We start from the raw sequence: 17568 nt of genomic DNA, 5'->3' as shown, positions 1-17568 counted from the left end.
TGCGGGGCCCTGCAGGGACCTCAAGTTCACATGGTGGTGGAATGGCTGAGGTCAGGTATACTCTGAGGGCGAGGGGTCACCCCAACGTTACCGCAGAGCACAGAACAACATTTGAGGTCACAGTCGACCCTGAAATAGGCGAAACCGCAGACTGTATAATAGGTGTTTCATCATCTGATTCTGTTTCAACAATCCCTGATGAGGTGAGGAATGCCATAAGGATGGAATCATCACGTGTGAGGGTCGTTCTGCGCACTGAAAATGGTTTTGATGAGATAAGTGGTTACGGGCACCCTGACCTCACGCTGGATCACCCAGCAGATATCGTGTGCCGTAGGAGCAATTATATCTGTGGCAGAACACTCATGATAGGGGCTGATAAGGCGGCATGTGACCTTGACAGAAGGCTCGTGAAGGATCTAATGGAGGGTAAGGAGCTCACTGTCGAAATAATAGTTGAATACGGGGATTCTGATTAGTTTTTCACATGATTGTCAGTCTCCAATGATAATAAGTTAATTACAATTCAGATGGAATTTTAGAGTGTAAATCATGAAATAGGAGTGCAGGGGACGGGATTCGAACCCGCGAAGGGACTCCCCCACTAGGCCCTCAACCTAGCGCCTTTGACCGCTCGACCACCCCTGCATGGGAAAAATCAGTGCTTAACGGGGAGTGGAACAAAGTATCTATGTTTTACTATTTAAACTTTGCGGTTACTGATGGAGGGCAGCTGATTCCAGAGGAAAAAGGTGATCATTCTTTAAGGATGCGACGAAAAAAAAGAAATCATCTGTAAATGCAGCTTCAGAATCAATGGAGGTGATTATTTTTGTCATGTCTTAGGGAGACGGCTGATGCTCTCCTGGTGGATATTGAGGTATCACCTGCTTCAGGTAGATTTGAGATCACATCCTACAATGAGTGGAGGAATAGAATTGAGGTTAAGATCAGGGCACCCCCAGAGAAGGGACGGGCCAACAGGGAGATAATAAGGGAGTTTTCAGCTACCTTTAACACGAAGGCAGATATAGTATCTGGTCATAAAAGCCGGCATAAAACATTGAAACTATATGGGATTGATGCTGATACATTCAGGGATCTCCTGGAGGAAAAATTTGGACTTATGCTTCCACCATAACTAAATGTATAGAAAACCTAAATCTGTATTAATACTTTCAGTGGAGTAAAGATATTAACCTTACAGAAAACTTTATTAGTTGTCATTAAGAAAGAGATGAAGTGGAGGTTAGAAATGATTTCTACAGTCACAACGACAACAACCACCACCGTAACCACTGCTGATGTAATGACATACAGCATAATAGCAGTTATTGCACTGATCGGTTTCCTGGCTCTGAAGGAGGTTCTCAGTTCAGATGAAACAGGAAACGAAACGATAAAGGCCATGGTATCAGGTTCCAACGTGGCGATTCTCCCATTGCTCATAGTATTCGCGGCGATCGTAATATACAGGGTTCTAACAATAGTCTAAGGGGGGTTAAGATGAACAGAAACGCTTTAATACTGGTAATTGTGGTTATTCTTGTCATAGTGGGCGTAGCGGCCCTTATGACCAGAAACCCAACGGTAACACCCCCTGCAGCAGGCAACACACTTCTTGCACTGGACAACCATGCAGCTGACCACCAGGTACATGCCGTGGCAGTAGTGGAGAATGTATCAAAGGCCGACGGGTCACTTACAAACATATACCTTGATTCATGGACCCAGCCCGGTGGAAGGGTCACCGTGGATCTATCCAAGGAACTTGGCTACAACGGATCATTACCCGCCGGGACAACATTCACCCTGAAGATGTGGCTTGATCCACACGGGAACAAAACAGGAAACGCAACACTCAACATGACAGTTCATGGAGGCTCAGAGAATAAAATAACTGATGAGACAAACGCTTATCTCCTCACCGCTTCACACGTATTCTATCCATTATCCAGTATAACATCAAACCAGGTTAACACAACTCAGGATCCAGCAAAGGGTGCTGAGTTCCTCAAGGGCATAAGGTCCGTGTACGTTGAGCTTCTCATCACAGTAAACGCAGATGGGACCGTTACAGTAACACAGCTAGCGCCTCCGGTTCTATGCACACTTGCAGCGGGTGGTTAAAAAAACTTTTTTTCTTTTTTATTAAATGGGAGGTTTTTTTCATGAAGGCAGTTATACCAGCAGCTGGTCTTGGGACCCGTTTTCTTCCTGCAACCAAGGCACAGCCCAAGGAGATGTTACCTGTATTTGATAAACCAACAATCCAGTATGTTGTGGAGGAAGCTGTGGCTTCAGGCATAGACGATATCCTCATAATAACAGGTAAGGGTAAGAGGTCAATCGAGGACCACTTTGACAGGTCCTTTGAACTTGAATACTTCCTCAGGAAGAACAACAAAAAGGAGTACCTTGACGAGGTTGAGGCCATCTCGGACCTTGCAGATATATACTTTGTGAGGCAGAAGGAGCAGAAGGGGCTCGGGGATGCAATATACTGTGCAAGAAAACACATAGATGGTGAGGACGCCTTCGCTGTCCTCCTTGGTGATACAATAACATCATCTGATGTTCCCTGCACCCGTCAGCTCATGGACATATATGAAAGGTACGGTGCCTCCGCCATTGCCGTTGAGGAGGTCCCAAGGGATAAGGTTGAAAGGTATGGTATCATTGATGGAAAGGAGGTCAGTGAGGGCATCTACAGCATAGCTGACATGGTCGAAAAACCCCCCATCAGTGAGGCTCCATCGAATCTTGCCATAATGGGAAGGTATGTCCTTGAGAGTGAAATATTTGATCACATAGAGAATGTTCCCCCTGGATTTGGGGGTGAGATTCAGCTGACCGATGCCATGAGGGAACTTAAAACAGTTTATGGCTGTCTCTTCAGGGGAAAAACCTATGATATAGGTAACAGGGTGGACTGGCTTAAAACGTCCCTTGAATTTGCCATGAGGGATGATGAGATAAGGTCAGAACTGGTTGATTACCTGAGGGACCTCATTTCAGGGTACTAAAAAATATATTTTTTAAGGTCTTTTTTTATAGAAACGGCATTACAAGGAAGAGTATGGAATTTGATATCCCGTGGGATACAGTTATACCCGCAATACTCCTTGTTCTCTGGAATACAAATCCATAGACCAATGCGACACTGAACACAAATATAAGGTCGTAACCGGATTTCCAGCCCACGTGAAGTGCTGTAAATAGTAGTGATGCATAGAGGAGTCCTGGAACCTTCCCCATAACATCCTCAGCGTTTCTCTGAACAATACCCCTGAAGAGGAGTTCCTCAGCAAGTCCTGTTCCTATGAGCATAACAGTAAACCCCATGATAAAATTCTGAAGAGAGAGATGGGGTATGAGGGCCTCTGGTCTCAGTATCTGGTATTCAATGTATCCCATTGGAAAACCTGTAAGTGCAACTGCAACCTGCCACCGTAACTTCCTTAGGTTCAGCCCTGCATCATCCCTTGTGAGGTTCTGGGTTTTCATGAGGGCTGCTGATGCTGCAAAGAGTGGAAATGCTATTATTATGTACCAGTAAAGGTGCCTGATAACCAAGAGGGGCATTGAAAGTCCCACGATCCTTATTAGGGGAAGCATCATCATTGCGGCAAGGAGGACCTTCATCTTTTTCTTTGAGAGGGATGAGTGGATAAAAAGGGCAAAGAGAAGTGCTGTGTGAATCACAAGCCCCAGTTTCATGCTTATAAAGGTTGTCGTGTACTCTGCAATAACAAGGATGGAGAGGTAAAGGAAGAGGACAGAGGTGTTGTACCTCAGGAACTCATCGCTGAGCTGGTCCTCCAGCTCCTTCATCTTTGCATAGGCAACAAGCACCTTGACTTTCTCCTGGTTCCTTAGGCAGATTTCATTATAACGTTTGTATGCATCAATGGCCTCATCATGCTTCCCGAGCCTTTCAAGAATCCTTGCACTGTGTAGAACAGCCTCTGATTCACTTTTGAGATCGTTGATCCTTCTGAAACCTGACGCTGCAAGGTTGTAGAACCATCCTGCCCGCTTCAGCTTCCCCTTCCCCTCATAAATCTTACCCATACAGAATGATACATCGGCCTCGCGTGGGTCGTGCTCCTCCCTGTACAGTTCAAGGGCGTTCCTGTAACTCTCGAGGGCAAGATCGGTTTTCTGAAGTTTATGGTACTCCCTCCCCATTTTGAAGAGCGTATCAGCAGTTCTTTTCACGTCCCCTGCCTCTGCATACTCCTCAGCCCTTAGATTCAGGTACCTGATCCTGTCAATGTAATCCTCCGGTCTGAGAATCCTCCGCCTCTCCAAGATACCACCTAATTTTTCATGACCATCCTCTGAAATAGTTCCCCATCAACTTGAAGGTCTAGCTGTCCTGCTGATGGAAGGGAAGCCTTTTCAAACTTCTTAACGTCCTGTAGCATGCTCATCTCGGGTATGGCCTCCATTGACCTCACACCATGCCTGTACTCTGGGATTCTCAGGAATGCATTCAGCACTCCATCATCGATTCTGAGGCGGCCGTCACCATCAAAGAGGTGTGGGGTCTTCCTCTCAAACATGGACCTTAAGAGTATTGCCCTCCTCAGCATAAAAAATTTGTCTCGCCTGTGCTGTGGATTGGAATCGATGATAAACGGGGCCACTGAGCTGCTCATGAAATTCTCACCTTGCCCATCGATTTTCATTTCCATCACCACCTGAAGGAATTCAATCATTTTCTTGCGGTTCTATGCCAGTTCCATGCTGTTTTGATGATCTCCTCCAGTTCAGTGAAAGCAGGCTTCCACCCAAGGATTTCACGTGCCATTTTTGAACTTCCAACAAGTTCTGGTGGGTCTCCGGGTCTTCTTTCATCCTCCACAACCCTGATACTGGCACCTGTAACCTCTCTGCAGGTTTCTATGACTTCCCTCACAGAGAACCCGTTCCCGTTTCCAAGGTTGAACACTCCACTTCTTTCACCTTCAAGGTATTCAAGGGCCCTCCAGTGGGCATCTGCAAGGTCCATGACGTGTATGTAGTCCCTTATGCATGTCCCGTCGGGTGTGGGGTAGTCTGTACCGAAGATCCTTACAGAGTCCCTCAGGCCCATTGCGGCGTCCAGTACTATGGGTATGAGGTGGGTTTCAGGCTCGTGTAGTTCCCCGATCTCCCCATCAGGGTCAGCCCCTGCTGCGTTGAAGTAGCGGAGCGATACATAGCTGAGGCCATATGCGTCACTGTAGTCCCTCAGTATCTCCTCAACCATGAGTTTGGACCTCCCGTAGGGACTTATTGGGTTGAGGGGGTGTTCCTCGGTTATCGGGATACTGGATGGGTTGCCGTAGACGGCACATGTTGATGAGAATATGAACCTGCTGACCCCATTCTCCAGCATGGAGTCAAGGAGGTTCATGGTGTTCGTCACGTTGTTCCTGTAGTAGTCTCCTGGTTTCTGCACTGATTCACCCACATCTGTGAAAGCCGCAAAGTGCATAACTGCCTCAATATCGTATCTGGTGAAGATCCTCTCAAGAATGATCCTGTCACCGAGGTCACCCTCAATAAATTCACCCCACTTTACAGATTCCCTGTGCCCCTTTGTGAGGTTATCCAGGATGAGGGTTTCATATCCCCTCTCTGAGAGGAATTTATTGACATGTGAACCGATATAACCTGCTCCGCCGACTATGAGTATCATTGTTACACCACACACTAAGCTATCTCTCTATCTGTCCTTGAGGCAGATAAACATTGATGCTCTCCCCATCACCTTTTGCTGCTGAAGCTTTTTTATGTGAGATCCCATAGTTATGATACATACACTCAGAGGTGATGGTTTGAATTACCTGGTATTTGCGCTCCTTGCAGCGTTGATGTTTGGTCTGGCCCCAATTTTCAGCAAGATAGGACTTGAGGGCGTTAACCCCGGGATTGCGCTCACAATAAGAAGTTCCGTCATAACAATGGTCATGCTCGTATGGGTCATGTTCAGCGGGGGCTTGGATGCTCTCTCAGATGTGGGTCCAAGGGGATGGTTCTTCCTGGCACTTGATGGTATATCAGCAGCCCTCCTGGGGCAGCTCTTTTATTACTATGCACTCAAATCAGGGGAGGCCTCAATAGTTGTACCCGTGGTTGCCGCCTTCCCCATATTCACCCTCATACTTGCGGTGTTTCTCCTGGGTGAGAGGGTAACGGCGGCAAAGGCCATCGGTTTGCTCATGGTGGTTGGGGGTGTGGTGCTTGTCCGTATGTGAACTGGAGTAACACATTTCAGATAAACTTTTATCATTTGACGTGTAAAATGTTAACATAACTTAAGGGGAGGTCTTTTATGGAGATAACTGAAAAGATGGTTGAGGGGGTTCGGGTTGCCTACAGGGAGTGCACTGGTAGCTATGACCGTATACCCATGTACATAGCTGAGGTTGCAGAGTGGGTCATAGGGAGTGGATTGCAGATGATGGGACGTGTATACGGGACCTACTATAACAGTCCAGAGGATGTCAGTGAGGATGAACTCGTCTATGAGATAGGGGTCTCCATTGCAGGTGAGGCGAAGCCCTCTGGAAAAATTAAGATAAAGGATATACCTGCTCACAGGGTCCTTGCAACGCTTCATGAGGGACCATACACTGAGGTTGGACCTGCAATCCATGTTCTCGTCGATTATGCCACTGAAAATGGCTATGAAATTGCAGGTCCCATAACAGAGGTCTACCTCAACAGTCCACTGGAGGTGGATGAATCAGAACTTCTCACGGAGGTTCACCTCCCCGTCAGAAAACCAGATTAATTCTTTCCTTTTAATTAGATGAGTCAGGTCATTTTTCTTTGTTTTTTTGATTTGGATCTGGATTTTGGAATTGGGATTGGTTTTTCTTTGTTTTAGTAAATAGATTAGATCTGGAGGGGTATCTCCAGAGAATTGGAATTTAAACTGTGTTTTCCACTTAAATCAGTGTAGGTTACACTGAAACCACCTATGAAGAATGGGTTTGATAACGTGGCGTTTTCACCGAAGTCCATCTTAACCTCTTCCTCAGTGGGTATGTAGATCTGTACCTGAAACTCCACCTCTTCCCCTGCGCCTATAACATCAAAGGACCTCTCAAAGTCCTGTGATGTGACCTTAACATTCCTAGCTGGTCCAGCACCATCATTCCTTATCCTGCATTTAACTGTGATATTTGTCCCCGGCCTTGCAGACTCGGGACCGGTCTGGGTTGCAATGATCCTGGCCGCACCGGACGTCTCTTTTTTTCCACTTAAATTTTCAGCTTCCGTGTTACCTGTGTCTCCTGTTGCGGTGAAGAGGTAAACACCTGCTGAGACACCTGCAATGAGAAGCACCGCGATTAAAGCGAAGATTTTCATATCCATCTTACCGCCTCCAGATTAACAGATTGGAAACCAGGCACATATAAGTGTTTTGATCCGGGTAAGGCTGATATGGTTGAACATACATACAGTATAATGTGATTTAAAATGAAAATTGAGGAACCAATTAAAACAACAGTTGAGGAGCTTCGCAAGCTCCTGGACGTGAAGAACCTTGTGGGTGAGGCCATCGAGACAGAGGATAAGGTGCTGATACCACTCATGAAGATGGGTGTCGGCTTCGGCGCAGGCATGGGTGAAGGAACATCCTCAGAGTCTGAGGGAGGCTCTGGAAGCGGTGCAGGTGCAGCTGCTGGAGCTGAACCAGTGGCCATGATAGTCCTCCTTAAGGGTGTTGAGGGCCCGGAGGGTGTGAGGGTGATTGACCTCAGATCAGGAAGCACCGGGAGGATCATACAGGAACTTGGATCAACCGTTACAGATATAATAAGGGAGATTTCAGATAAAGGGGAACCTGAAACTGAGAGCGAAGAATGAGATAGACCATGAAGATTCTCCTCATAATTATCTCATTTTCACTTGCAGCCATTTTACTGGCCCTTGTATCGAAGTATACGGTTATCCTGAGGGTTGTCAGGGATGGAGGGAGAACTGACTTCAGAATAGGTGTAAATCTCTGGAGGTTTAGAATTTTAACCAGGAGCTTTAATGGGGGAGGTAAGGAGGTGGATGTGGATGCATTGAAGCCCGCAGCCATAAAAAAGATTTTCAGAAGGGCCTGGAGGGCAAAGAGGTACCTAATGGACCTATTAAGGACCATAATATCCTCCATAACCATAAGGAGGCTCGGGATAAGAGTTTCGGTGGGCACCGGTGATGCATCTGACACAGCAATCATTACAGGTTACCTCTGGACCCTTTCAGCACTGACCTCCTCCTTGAGGAACATTGAAATAAATGCGGTCCCTGATTTCCTCAGCAGGGATATAAATGGAAAAATCGAACTTGAATTGACCATCAGGCCCCTGAAACCTGTCCTGGTGTTTACCATGCTTCTCCTTAGAAAACCATTCAGGGATCTTGTTATGGGATTCAGGGAATTTTAATGAGCTGTGGGATTTATGCGGATTTTTGATTGCTTTGTGGGTTTCCAGGAATTTTCACGTGGTGGTGTTCAATGAAGATTGTTGATTGCACGTATTCGGCTGAGGCCATGAACGTGGATGGAAGGGTTATTGTACCTGTATTCAGGTTAACCTTCGCTTTAACCGGAAAAACTATAAATGCCGTATCAGTGGAACCTATAATGTGTATCGTTATGGAGGATGATCTGAGATACCCTATTCTATTGGTGGATGACCTTTTAAGTTCAGGAGGAGATTGCATTGAAGAGTGAGCGCATATCAGACTTTTTAATGGTGACTTTCCTGTTTTCATGGATACTCTGGATACCAGTTGCAATGATCTCAAATGGCTTCACATTCCCTGAACCCATTCAGTCCTTTCTTAGAAGCCCCTACAACCCTGCAGCATTCGGACCAACCCTCGCTGCTCTTATACTTACCTACAGGTATGGGGGAAGAGGCGAACTCGTCGCACTCCTGAGGAAGGGAATTAAACGTGATTTCCCGAGGATCTGGTGGGCCATAATCCTCCTCCTGTTCCCGGTTATCACGGCCCTTTCACTTTACCTGGGTGTCCTCTGGGGTGATCCACAGCCGTTCCTCTACTGGACCTCTAACCCCCTGGTTGTTCTCATTGCATTCCTTTACATCCTCTTCCTTGGAGGTCCCCTGCAGGAGGAATTCGGGTGGAGGGGGTATGCCCTTCCACGGCTCCAGGAGAGGCACTCTGCCATCTACGCAGCCATGATAGTGGGGATCATCTGGGGACTCTGGCACATACCCCTCTTCTTTATACAGGGCAGTATACAGTCACAGGTACCCTTCTGGAGCTTCATGATCCTCATAGTATCTGCCTCTGTGATATACACCTGGGTCTACAACTCAACAGAGAGCATACTGGCTGTCATGATAATCCACACAACAGGTAACCTCTCCTACTTCCTCTTCCCTGTCCAGTCAACCATCGCCGGGGGAGTGTTCCTCATGATACTCAATGTATCTGCAGCCCTGGCGGTTCTCATCTTTGCAGGATCAGAGCTTAAAACAGACTTCAGCTAAAATAGAAAAAAGGAATTTGAGGGCTTCAGTACGGGTTCGGGCCTGTTACAGTTGGGTTGTCCTCTATCTGGGTCCATTCGGTGAATGAGCCCTCATATATCCTCACATCAGGGTACCCGAGGTACCACTTGAACAGGAGGAACTCGTTGGTGGCCTCCCTTCCGGTTCCACAGCTGCAGATGATTTTCTTGTCTGGTGTTGCCCCCACAGACTCCACCAGTTCCCTTATCTCGTCCTCTGGTTTCAGGAGTGTCTTGTTTTCATCGTCCATGAGGCTTGCCCATGGAAAGTTAACCGCACCCGGGATGTGGCCGGGTTTTATCCAGGGCCCCTGACCCTCATAGACCTCAGGGGGTCTTGCGTCAAGTACCAGGACATCATCATCATCCTTTATCTTCTTGAATTCAGGGTACTCTATGTAGAAGTCCTCCTGCTCTTTAACAGCAAAATCTGATTCCTTGACCTCCGGGAAGACCTTTGTCACCTCTCCCCCGGTGTTCTTCCACTCTGCAAGTCCCCCGTTCAGTACGAGGACCTCTTCATGTCCGAACCTTGCAAGGCTGTAGGCCACCATGGTCTGTTCAAGCCCGTCACCCCATCCCTTAACTCCACCGGTGCCTGTGTATACGACGGTCGGCCTGTTTTCAACACCGGCCTGTCTGAATATCGATTCTGCGGCGTCTTCTGGGATGTACATTGCGGGTGCGATACCATGGGGCTCCCTGAAGAGGCCCTCATTGAGGTACGCTGCCCCTGGTATGTGCTCAAGTATGTAGTCGTGGATGTTGGGCTGGCAGTCGATTACTGCAACATCCTCCAGGTTTTCCATTAGCCATGCGGGTGTCACCCACCTTATGCGGCCATCTCCCCCACCATATGGTTCCATATGAATCACTCCTAACATCTGATGTATAGATTATGTTGCATGGTGAATATACACCTTTTCATTGATGATTATGAAAAAATTGATGGAGATGCCGGCTAATGGCTGGATGATTTTCAACCCTGTCGACCGGTTTTTCAGTCCCCGAACCTCTTCCGGTAGTAGAGGAGACCCTCAGGTTCCCTCCCCATCAACCTCCCGGTTAAACCCTGATTCAGAAACTCATCCACGACGCCCTCAAGGACCTCAAGCTTTTCACGGGCATCGTCAAGGAGTCCCTTGGTTATCTCTATCCGGTGCTTGAGGCGGTTGTTCTCATCCTCAAGTTCCTGAAGGTTCCTGAGCTTAAGGTCAAGCTTCAGGACATGGAGCCTGTTAACCTCCTCCTGGAGTTCCGACTTCTCGGACCTCAGCTCATCAACGCGTCCCCTGCACTCGGCGAGCTTCAGTTCAAGTTCCCTTATCCTTTTATCCTTCTCCTTTATCTTAAACTCCAGTTCTTCAATTCTCTCTTCATGATCCATGAAAGGCCTCCTGTTACAGAAGTGATGATGCAACACTTAGATATATCAGTGTCGTTGTGAAGTCACTGAGTATGGTTGCAAGGGGTCCGGTTGCAACCGCCGGGTCGAAGCCGAGCTTGCGGAATACAAGGGGGGATGCGGTGGATATTAATACAGCTGCAAGGACACTGAAGAACATGGATATGAAGATGATCAAACCCAGCGAAGGGTTCATCCTTGTAAGACCCGCCATCAAACCGGCAAAGGCAGAGGAAAGGGCCCCTATCCCGGCTGCAACCATAACCTCCCTTCTAATATAGATGAGGGGTCTCATTGATGGGTCCACAGCGATCTTACGTATTATAAGGGCCTCTGACTGGGTTCCAACAGCGTCGCTCATGTAAACCATTATGGGTATGAATGATGCAAGTGCTATGAACTCTGATAGGAGGTCCTCAAAGCTTCCTATGAGTGCTGCTGTGATGGTACCGCCTATGACCCCCACAACGAGCCAGGGGACCCTGGACTTCACCATGTTCAGTGCCCCGGGGTCCTGGTCGATGACCCTGTGGAATACCCCCCCGAAGTGGAGGATGTCCCGGTCGGCCTCCATCTTCAGTATCCTTATGATCTCATCATGGGTCACCGCACCCCTGAATCTGCCCTCCTGGTCAACCACGGGGATGGCCTTAATTCCATGTGAAAGTGCCAGGTAGGGTATATCAAAGGGGTCATCTTCAGGGGTTGAGGCTATTATGTCCCTCCGCATGAGGTCACCGAGTTTTCCATCGGTGGATAGGAGTTCCCTCATGGAGACGACACCCATGAGTTTACCATCATCAAGGATGTAGATGTAGTCTATGCTGTCATATTCATAAACATTTTCCATTATATCTCTGAGGATATCGGTGGTGTGCTTATCAGGGGTGGCTGATGGGACCCTATCTGTTATGTGAATTTTCATGGTAACACTATCCTGTGTGTTGATTTGATGAGCTGCAGGTTTCTCTGCCCTATATTCAGTATCTTTCTGTGTATCCGAGTTCCCTGAACTTCAGGGTGACGGTCAGGCCCTTCCTGGTTTCGATGTTGATGTCGGCGTCAAGCTGATCTGCGAGGGCCCTTACAAGGTACCATCCCATGTTACCGGATCCCTCAAGCACCTCTGGTGACTCAACTCCCCTTCCATCATCTGAGACCACGAGTTCAAAGCACCCATTGAGGCCCCTTAATTTCACCCCTATGTTCTCTGCACCTGAGTGTTCCAGTGAATTGGTGACGAGTTCACTGACTATGAGGCCAACCGGGAGGCTTGTCTCAAGGTTGAATTCAAGGTCCTCTATATCTGCACTGATCCTGACGGAACCCTTCACCAACTGCCCCTGGCTTATCTTTGATATGAGGTTCATGAGGTAGTCCCTTATCCTTATGGTTGTGAGGTCTGTTGAGCGGTAGAGGTGCTCGTGGACAAGGGCAATGGACCTTATACGGTCACGGCTCTCCCTGAGGACCCTTGAGAGTTCATCTGATTCAAGCCTACGCTCCTGTATGCTGAGGAGGCTTGAGATTATCTGGAGGTTGTTCTTGACCCTGTGGTGTATCTCCCGGAGTAGCAGCTCCTTCTCCCTGAGGGAGCGGATTACATCTGTCTGATCCTCCACTATGAGAATCAGTTCATCTCCAACACGCGTAAGTTTGAGGCTGGCATATATAATTTCACCGTTGGATCTCATTAGGCGCCTGGTTCCCTCAACCTCTTCATCTGAATCCTCAGGGTGTATGAGTTCCCTGAGGTTTCTTCCCTCAAGATCCCCCTTCGGGTAGCCCAGAACGGATTCCGCCCGGTTGTTGCAGTCCCTTATGGTGAGGTCCTCTTCCAGTGAGATTATTGGGCTTGGAGCCAGTTCGAATATCTCCCTGTATCTCCTCTCACTCATCTCAAGGGCCTTCCTGGTCCTCTGAACCTCTGTTATATCCTCACCTGAGATTATGCTGCCGGTGAACTCACCGTCCTCCCTGAGGAACCTGACCTGCCATGCCGCGGTCTTTCTTTTACCATTACAGGTTATTATATGTCCTGTCAGACGGTAACCATTCTCACCGGCTCTGATCTTGCTGTTGTAGAGTTCCTCGCGCCACTTACGATCCTCTGGTGGTACAAAATTGAGGAACCAGTTTTTACCCTCAACGTCTCCACGTTCATATTCAAGGATTTCAAGGCCCCTCCTGTTTATGAGTTTCACGCGGTTCTTTGCATCCAGTACCATTATGAGGGAGCCTGCCACCTCAAGATAATTTTCAGCCCGTCTCCTTTCACTTTCAACCTCATCTAGAAGGATGATGTTCTCCCTCATGGAGAGGTGCTGTCTCAATGTAAACAGGATTAGTATAACTCCAAGGGATAATAGGAGTTCAAGTGAATTTTTAACACCACTCTCAATAAGGCTGTAGGCTGTTAAAGTATAGAAGAGGATCATGAATGTATACGGTATATATGTAACAACTGAAATCTTCTTGCTGAGGTATATGGGCTTTGACCAGTCCTCCCTGAAGAATTCGTTCACTGCAACTAGGAGGATGATGTAACTGAATGCCCAGAGGAGGTCCTGGAAGTGACCCTCAGCATAGATTCCGGTTATGGTCTGATAGGTGAATGAGATGTCTGCTGTGAGGAGCAGGGATATGCTTGCAAGGAAGATGTATAGGGTTCTTGACCTGAAGTGCCCCAGCTTGTTTATTATTAGGTCCATTATCATGAAGACTATAAGGAGGTCCCCCAGTACGTAGAGTACCGATACAAGTACTTCTGTTAAATTTCCACCGGCGAGTACAGTTGGTTTCAGAAGGAAGACCCAGACTGCAGATGCAGATGCCACGAGGATTATGAGCAGGTCGATGACTGACTTCAGATCAGAGTATCTTCTGGCGGGAATTGTGAATATGCCGGCTGCAAATAGTGGATAGTAGAGGAGGTAGAATATATCGGCCACTGAGGGGTAGGGGTTCAGTGAGAGTATGCTTTCAAGCATGAATCATGTGAGGTCACCAAGGAATGAAAAGAACTGGCCAGCGGATAGGAGTATCAGGGTTAGGTATAGGTGTGGGTAGACCTTTCTCGCGTATATGCTGGCGTATAGGAGTCCCAGAAATGCTGCAAGGTTTGTTATTACATTTATAAGGGATACCATGTCATTTTTGAAGTTTGAAAACTGTGATATAACTGAAAGGGTGATTATGGCAGCCAGGAAAAGCTTGAGGTTTCTGTCCATTGAACTCCACCTTATATATACCTAATACAATGGAACATTTAAGTGTATGTATATTCTGAGTCATCCACTTGCATATGTCGCTGTCTTCTGTGGGGATGGCAGGGTTCAGCGTGTCTTATTTGCCCCTGAAATGGATAATCTTCAGGGTAACGCCAGCGGCCAGGGATGTGAATTCATGGGGGAACTCACAGGTTCCATATGGAGGTTCCTTGATGGTGAGGACGTCCACTTTGACCTCTCGGTACTTGACTGGGGGGTATGCACGGAGTACCAGAGGAGGGTCCTCCTTCTGGTATCTGACATTCCCAGGGGCTCCACACTCTCTTACGCTGAGGTTGCAGAGTCTGCAGGTGGAAGTCCAAGGAGCGCGTCCAGGGCACTGGCAGGGAATCCATTTCCACTCATCATTCCATGTCACCGTGTTATAAGAAGTGATGGAAGCCCTGGCGGTTACCAGGGGGGTGCTGATCTTAAGAGGCGACTCCTTGAGATGGAGGGTGTCCGGCTCAATTGATGGTTCTTCAGAAAACATGATTTGAGCGTGTTTAGAACAGGAATATGATCATGAAAAAGAGGAACATCACGAGGGCTATGGTAAGGGATTGCCTCGCCTTCTCTGGCTTTTCACCGTACCATACAAGGAATCCTATTAAACCTGCTATGGGTGAGAATAGGAGTATGACTATAAATTGGGGGAGTGTGAGGCCCTCCTTGTTCCCGTGGGGGGTGTCGTAACCTTCTGGAATGCCACCCTCAAGTTTCATACCGCATCTTCTGCAGTAAACTGCGTCATTGGCATTTCCGGTACCGCATTGGAGGCAGATTTTCCTCTTGAGGTGTCTTCCGCACCCTGAACAGAACTTACTGTCCTTTGGGTTCTCTGCCCCACAGTTTCCACATATGGTTTTCATGTTTGCCCTTATTCTATCCAGTTTCTCCTGTTTGAGATGTGGCCTGGACTTTCTTCCGGGCATCTGAATCACTTAACATCATCTATACTCTTATTATTAACTGGCGGGTAAATAATTTTTACAGAACTGTCACCTTCGTAATAGGTAAGTTTAACGCAGTTAATCCGTTCCCTTATGTCATTCCATGAGTAGCCTGAATCCACCAAAAAACTTATATGTGATAATTTTTACTTTTTCACCTTTATTATGGGGGTTATGTAACACAGAGGGAAGGTCCCACCAAATTAAAGGAGGCTTAGGATGTTTCTGAGACTGGCTGAACTGGATAATGAGAAAAAACAGGCAATCATGGAGAGGTACCTCAGGCATATAGAGGAGATATGGTTCCGTGATGAGTACATAATCGTCTTCAACACACTCTATGAGGCGGTCTTCCTCGAAAAACTCCCTGAACTCATGGACCGTTTCGTAAGGGAGGCCATAGAGGAGAGGTACCATGAACCACACAGGTCATTCATGTGGTGGATCTATGAAAAGAAAAGGGACTACCTGAGGGACTCGATCTCCGTTGATAAGGAGTACTTCATTGTCATCTCGAAGGCATTCCAGGAGCCTGGCTGGCTTGATGTGGACATGGTATTTGAATTCGTGGATCCCCTTGAAGCCGAATACGAGTTCATGGTGAATGTTATTGGGACGGTGGTTGATAAACTCACAGAATTCGCAGATAACACATTTGAGGACTTCATGGAAAAGATCGAGCCTGACATATATGTCCTCCACATGGAGGATAACGTCCTCCAGGAGATCTACCTCAACAGGGACATGATAAACATTGAACTGGACGATGAACTGAAATTCATATGTGTATGAACGGGCACGCACCGGTTGGCAGTGGATTTGGAGTGCAATGACTCAGGTGTGAAACCTTCACAAACTCCTTTTTGGAGGCATTCCTCTTCACGAGGCACATAAATGCAGTGGTACAATCATAACTGCTCCTCATAATGTAGGGTGGCAGATTCATTGATGGCCAAAGCTTAAGTTACCCAACCTATTATATTATCAGAGAGATAGATTCTTAGGTGAGGAGTGGTTGAATGGATTACTACCATGATGAAAAGATGCAGGAACTCTTTGAGCTGCTCAAACAGCCAAAGTCACTGGATGAGATAGACCTGTCAGTTAACTTCATAAAAAACCTCCTTCTGAAGATCATAGCAACCTACGGGAGCATACAGGTTAACAGGATCCATGAGATAACCGGTCTCCATGTGGACATACTTGAGGAGTGCCTCAAGGAGATGGAGAAGGATGAGCTCTGCGCCCCCACAGGAGGGGGCTTCCTCTTCCCCAGTGTAACCTACACCATCAAGAAACAGGGGAGGAAACAGGCGGATAAACTCCTCAGGGAGAACCCATACATGGGGATGGCCCCTGTAAGCTATGACAGCTACTTCGAGATCATGGGGAGGCAGCTTGAGGGGAGATTCCCGATAAGGATCCCCCAGGAGGTCATAGATAAGGCCTTCAGTGACGTGGTTGGAAATGAAAGCGCAAAGAAGACACTAATAGAGGGTGCGATAGGTGGTAAGGGATTATTCATCTACGGGCCACCGGGTACAGGTAAAACCTTCATAACAAGCAAGATGTCGGACCTTCTGCCCCCACTGGTCATACCAAGGTATGTGGAGTTCAGTGAACAGGTCATACAGTTCTATGACCCTGACTTCCACAGGGTATGCCCTGAACAGCCAGAGGACCCAAGGTGGGTTAAGATATATGCTCCGTTTGTCTTCACAGGGTCCGAACTTACAAGTGAGAAACTTGAAACCAGATTCGACCCCAACAAGGGTGTCTATGAGACATCACCAATAATAAAGGCCAATGGTGGAGTGCTCCTCATCGACGACCTTGGAAGGCAGAAGGAGGACCACAACGCCCTCCTGAACCGCCTCATCGTTCCCCTGGAGAACAAGAAGGACATGATCTACGTTAAGGGGTCCCCGATAATCGTCCACACACACTTCATACCGGCATTCTCAACAAACCTTGACATAACAATAATGGACGAGGCCCACCTGAGGAGGGCGCCACTGCATGTACACCTTGAACAACCCAGTGTGGATGAGATAGTGGAGGTATTCCGGCGCAACCTTGAATCCATGGGTGAGGAATACGACCCTGAGGTTCTTGAAAGGTTTGCACGGGTCTACAGGCCAATGGCCGAGGGTGGTGAGGGCCTCCAGCCGACATTCGCCCATGCGAGGGATATAGCCCAGATAGCCCAGGCCGTGAGGATAAGGAAGGGTGAGGACAGATTAACCCTTGAAACCATGGAGGAGGCCCTCCAGCAGCATGTGCTGATAGCGCTCCAGAGGAGATTCACCCCCATGCTCTTTGAGAGGATAATAAGGAGAAAGGCATGAGTTAACCTCAGCGGGAATTTGGGAAAAACTTTTATTGCATACCCCTTAATATATGAGA

The 17568-nt window shown here is 47.7% G+C and carries 24 protein-coding genes and 1 tRNA gene; 14 read left to right on the top strand and 11 right to left on the bottom strand.

Annotated elements, in window-relative coordinates:
- Positions 1-41: 41 nt before the first annotated feature.
- Positions 42-479, top strand: coding sequence for a DUF371 domain-containing protein (locus L5462_RS05205; protein WP_237779751.1), 438 nt, complete (start codon positions 42-44; stop codon positions 477-479).
- Between the two features lie 85 nt (positions 480-564).
- Here L5462_RS05205 and L5462_RS05200 read toward each other — a convergent pair.
- A tRNA-Leu gene (locus L5462_RS05200) sits at positions 565-648 on the bottom strand.
- A gap of 184 nt (positions 649-832) precedes the next feature.
- Here L5462_RS05200 and L5462_RS05195 point away from each other — a divergent pair.
- The 4 genes from L5462_RS05195 to galU all read left to right on the top strand — a co-directional run bounded on the left by L5462_RS05195 (position 833) and on the right by galU (position 3026).
- Positions 833-1141: a DUF167 domain-containing protein gene (locus L5462_RS05195; protein ID WP_237779750.1), complete on the top strand. Its 309-nt coding sequence runs from the start codon at positions 833-835 to the stop codon at positions 1139-1141.
- A 114-nt stretch (positions 1142-1255) separates the two neighbouring features.
- Positions 1256-1495 carry a hypothetical protein gene (locus tag L5462_RS05190; RefSeq protein WP_237779749.1) on the top strand — a complete coding sequence of 80 codons (240 nt, stop codon included), beginning with the start codon at positions 1256-1258 and terminating at the stop codon, positions 1493-1495.
- Between the two features lie 11 nt (positions 1496-1506).
- Positions 1507-2130 carry a hypothetical protein gene (locus tag L5462_RS05185; RefSeq protein WP_237779748.1) on the top strand — a complete coding sequence of 208 codons (624 nt, stop codon included), beginning with the start codon at positions 1507-1509 and terminating at the stop codon, positions 2128-2130.
- Between the two features lie 41 nt (positions 2131-2171).
- Positions 2172-3026 carry a UTP--glucose-1-phosphate uridylyltransferase GalU gene (gene galU / locus L5462_RS05180; RefSeq protein WP_237779747.1) on the top strand — a complete coding sequence of 285 codons (855 nt, stop codon included), beginning with the start codon at positions 2172-2174 and terminating at the stop codon, positions 3024-3026.
- Positions 3027-3051: 25 nt separating this feature from the next.
- On the opposite strand, the gene L5462_RS05175 is transcribed toward galU, so the two are convergent.
- From L5462_RS05175 to galE, 3 genes are read right to left on the bottom strand one after another with little or no spacing between them, the layout of a single operon-like run.
- On the bottom strand, positions 3052-4314 hold the full coding sequence (locus L5462_RS05175) for a type II CAAX prenyl endopeptidase Rce1 family protein (RefSeq protein ID WP_237779746.1): 1263 nt from the start codon (positions 4312-4314) through the stop codon (positions 3052-3054).
- A gap of 8 nt (positions 4315-4322) precedes the next feature.
- Positions 4323-4664 (bottom strand): hypothetical protein, encoded by a 342-nt coding sequence (locus tag L5462_RS05170; protein WP_237779745.1) that lies wholly within the window; start codon positions 4662-4664, stop codon positions 4323-4325.
- A 56-nt stretch (positions 4665-4720) separates the two neighbouring features.
- The gene (gene galE, locus L5462_RS05165) at positions 4721-5689 is read right to left on the bottom strand and encodes a UDP-glucose 4-epimerase GalE (protein WP_237779744.1); all 969 of its coding nucleotides are present in this window, start codon (positions 5687-5689) and stop codon (positions 4721-4723) included.
- A gap of 139 nt (positions 5690-5828) precedes the next feature.
- Between galE and L5462_RS05160 the strand changes: the two genes are divergently transcribed.
- Positions 5829-6248, top strand: a complete 420-nt coding sequence (locus L5462_RS05160) for an EamA family transporter (protein ID WP_237779743.1) — start codon at positions 5829-5831, stop codon at positions 6246-6248.
- Positions 6249-6325: 77 nt separating this feature from the next.
- The gene (locus L5462_RS05155) at positions 6326-6787 is read left to right on the top strand and encodes a GyrI-like domain-containing protein (RefSeq protein ID WP_237779742.1); all 462 of its coding nucleotides are present in this window, start codon (positions 6326-6328) and stop codon (positions 6785-6787) included.
- A gap of 104 nt (positions 6788-6891) precedes the next feature.
- Here the strand turns inward: L5462_RS05155 and L5462_RS05150 are convergent, their stop codons facing one another.
- Positions 6892-7374 carry a hypothetical protein gene (locus L5462_RS05150; protein WP_237779741.1) on the bottom strand — a complete coding sequence of 161 codons (483 nt, stop codon included), beginning with the start codon at positions 7372-7374 and terminating at the stop codon, positions 6892-6894.
- Between the two features lie 105 nt (positions 7375-7479).
- On the opposite strand from L5462_RS05150, the gene L5462_RS05145 reads away from it, so the two are divergent.
- The 4 genes from L5462_RS05145 (at position 7480) to L5462_RS05130 (ending at position 9515) form a co-directional block, all read left to right on the top strand.
- Positions 7480-7869: a GerW family sporulation protein gene (locus tag L5462_RS05145; protein ID WP_237779740.1), complete on the top strand. Its 390-nt coding sequence runs from the start codon at positions 7480-7482 to the stop codon at positions 7867-7869.
- Positions 7870-7877: 8 nt separating this feature from the next.
- Positions 7878-8438 carry a DUF2953 domain-containing protein gene (locus tag L5462_RS05140; protein ID WP_237779739.1) on the top strand — a complete coding sequence of 187 codons (561 nt, stop codon included), beginning with the start codon at positions 7878-7880 and terminating at the stop codon, positions 8436-8438.
- Between the two features lie 71 nt (positions 8439-8509).
- Complete coding sequence (locus L5462_RS05135) at positions 8510-8728, top strand: hypothetical protein (protein WP_237779738.1); 219 nt, start codon at positions 8510-8512, stop codon at positions 8726-8728.
- Positions 8718-9515: a type II CAAX endopeptidase family protein gene (locus L5462_RS05130; protein WP_237779737.1), complete on the top strand. Its 798-nt coding sequence runs from the start codon at positions 8718-8720 to the stop codon at positions 9513-9515. The genes L5462_RS05135 and L5462_RS05130 overlap by 11 nt, the downstream gene beginning before the upstream one ends.
- A 25-nt stretch (positions 9516-9540) precedes the next feature.
- On the opposite strand, the gene L5462_RS05125 is transcribed toward L5462_RS05130, so the two are convergent.
- The 5 genes from L5462_RS05125 to L5462_RS05105 all read right to left on the bottom strand — a co-directional run bounded on the left by L5462_RS05125 (position 9541) and on the right by L5462_RS05105 (position 14170).
- On the bottom strand, positions 9541-10401 hold the full coding sequence (locus L5462_RS05125; protein ID WP_237779736.1) for a sulfurtransferase: 861 nt from the start codon (positions 10399-10401) through the stop codon (positions 9541-9543).
- Positions 10402-10535: 134 nt separating this feature from the next.
- On the bottom strand, positions 10536-10922 hold the full coding sequence (locus L5462_RS05120; protein ID WP_237779735.1) for a hypothetical protein: 387 nt from the start codon (positions 10920-10922) through the stop codon (positions 10536-10538).
- A gap of 13 nt (positions 10923-10935) precedes the next feature.
- Entirely contained in the window at positions 10936-11865 is a 930-nt protein-coding gene (locus L5462_RS05115) for a magnesium transporter (protein ID WP_237779734.1), read from the bottom strand.
- 55 nt (positions 11866-11920) lie between these two features.
- Entirely contained in the window at positions 11921-13930 is a 2010-nt protein-coding gene (locus L5462_RS05110; protein ID WP_237779733.1) for a sensor histidine kinase, read from the bottom strand.
- 3 nt (positions 13931-13933) lie between these two features.
- Positions 13934-14170, bottom strand: a complete 237-nt coding sequence (locus L5462_RS05105; protein ID WP_237779732.1) for a hypothetical protein — start codon at positions 14168-14170, stop codon at positions 13934-13936.
- 46 nt (positions 14171-14216) lie between these two features.
- Between L5462_RS05105 and L5462_RS05100 the strand changes: the two genes are divergently transcribed.
- Positions 14217-14684 carry a methylated-DNA--[protein]-cysteine S-methyltransferase gene (locus L5462_RS05100; RefSeq protein WP_237779731.1) on the top strand — a complete coding sequence of 156 codons (468 nt, stop codon included), beginning with the start codon at positions 14217-14219 and terminating at the stop codon, positions 14682-14684.
- A gap of 31 nt (positions 14685-14715) precedes the next feature.
- Here L5462_RS05100 and L5462_RS05095 read toward each other — a convergent pair whose 3' ends face one another.
- On the bottom strand, positions 14716-15144 hold the full coding sequence (locus L5462_RS05095; RefSeq protein WP_237779730.1) for a zinc ribbon domain-containing protein: 429 nt from the start codon (positions 15142-15144) through the stop codon (positions 14716-14718).
- A 237-nt stretch (positions 15145-15381) separates the two neighbouring features.
- Here L5462_RS05095 and L5462_RS05090 point away from each other — a divergent pair, with 237 nt between their 5' ends.
- The gene (locus tag L5462_RS05090; RefSeq protein WP_237779729.1) at positions 15382-15954 is read left to right on the top strand and encodes a hypothetical protein; all 573 of its coding nucleotides are present in this window, start codon (positions 15382-15384) and stop codon (positions 15952-15954) included.
- A gap of 227 nt (positions 15955-16181) precedes the next feature.
- Positions 16182-17510 (top strand): ATP-binding protein, encoded by a 1329-nt coding sequence (locus tag L5462_RS05085; protein WP_237779728.1) that lies wholly within the window; start codon positions 16182-16184, stop codon positions 17508-17510.
- Positions 17511-17568 lie beyond the last annotated feature (58 nt).

The organism is Methanothermobacter sp. K4 (genome assembly GCF_022014235.1).
In the GTDB taxonomy this organism is placed as follows: domain Archaea; phylum Methanobacteriota; class Methanobacteria; order Methanobacteriales; family Methanothermobacteraceae; genus Methanothermobacter.
Note: the sequence above shows the minus strand (reverse complement) of the source record. Positions and strands in the feature narration are given on the sequence as shown.

What these genes read in the sequence shown, in the direction of transcription:
- L5462_RS05205 (WP_237779751.1), top strand. Translation starts at nt 42, where the DNA reads ATGGCTGAGGTCAGGTATACTCTGAGGGCGAGGGGTCACCCCAACGTT.
- L5462_RS05190 (WP_237779749.1), top strand. Translation starts at nt 1,256, where the DNA reads ATGATTTCTACAGTCACAACGACAACAACCACCACCGTAACCACTGCT.
- L5462_RS05185 (WP_237779748.1), top strand. Translation starts at nt 1,507, where the DNA reads ATGAACAGAAACGCTTTAATACTGGTAATTGTGGTTATTCTTGTCATA.
- galU (WP_237779747.1), top strand. Translation starts at nt 2,172, where the DNA reads ATGAAGGCAGTTATACCAGCAGCTGGTCTTGGGACCCGTTTTCTTCCT.
- L5462_RS05170 (WP_237779745.1), bottom strand. Translation starts at nt 4,664, where the DNA reads ATGAGCAGCTCAGTGGCCCCGTTTATCATCGATTCCAATCCACAGCAC.
- galE (WP_237779744.1), bottom strand. Translation starts at nt 5,689, where the DNA reads ATGATACTCATAGTCGGCGGAGCAGGTTATATCGGTTCACATGTCAAT.
- L5462_RS05155 (WP_237779742.1), top strand. Translation starts at nt 6,326, where the DNA reads ATGGAGATAACTGAAAAGATGGTTGAGGGGGTTCGGGTTGCCTACAGG.
- L5462_RS05150 (WP_237779741.1), bottom strand. Translation starts at nt 7,374, where the DNA reads ATGGATATGAAAATCTTCGCTTTAATCGCGGTGCTTCTCATTGCAGGT.
- L5462_RS05145 (WP_237779740.1), top strand. Translation starts at nt 7,480, where the DNA reads ATGAAAATTGAGGAACCAATTAAAACAACAGTTGAGGAGCTTCGCAAG.
- L5462_RS05140 (WP_237779739.1), top strand. Translation starts at nt 7,878, where the DNA reads ATGAAGATTCTCCTCATAATTATCTCATTTTCACTTGCAGCCATTTTA.
- L5462_RS05135 (WP_237779738.1), top strand. Translation starts at nt 8,510, where the DNA reads ATGAAGATTGTTGATTGCACGTATTCGGCTGAGGCCATGAACGTGGAT.
- L5462_RS05125 (WP_237779736.1), bottom strand. Translation starts at nt 10,401, where the DNA reads ATGGAACCATATGGTGGGGGAGATGGCCGCATAAGGTGGGTGACACCC.
- L5462_RS05120 (WP_237779735.1), bottom strand. Translation starts at nt 10,922, where the DNA reads ATGGATCATGAAGAGAGAATTGAAGAACTGGAGTTTAAGATAAAGGAG.
- L5462_RS05115 (WP_237779734.1), bottom strand. Translation starts at nt 11,865, where the DNA reads ATGAAAATTCACATAACAGATAGGGTCCCATCAGCCACCCCTGATAAG.
- L5462_RS05110 (WP_237779733.1), bottom strand. Translation starts at nt 13,930, where the DNA reads ATGCTTGAAAGCATACTCTCACTGAACCCCTACCCCTCAGTGGCCGAT.
- L5462_RS05105 (WP_237779732.1), bottom strand. Translation starts at nt 14,170, where the DNA reads ATGGACAGAAACCTCAAGCTTTTCCTGGCTGCCATAATCACCCTTTCA.
- L5462_RS05100 (WP_237779731.1), top strand. Translation starts at nt 14,217, where the DNA reads ATGTATATTCTGAGTCATCCACTTGCATATGTCGCTGTCTTCTGTGGG.
- L5462_RS05095 (WP_237779730.1), bottom strand. Translation starts at nt 15,144, where the DNA reads ATGCCCGGAAGAAAGTCCAGGCCACATCTCAAACAGGAGAAACTGGAT.
- L5462_RS05090 (WP_237779729.1), top strand. Translation starts at nt 15,382, where the DNA reads ATGTTTCTGAGACTGGCTGAACTGGATAATGAGAAAAAACAGGCAATC.
- L5462_RS05085 (WP_237779728.1), top strand. Translation starts at nt 16,182, where the DNA reads ATGGATTACTACCATGATGAAAAGATGCAGGAACTCTTTGAGCTGCTC.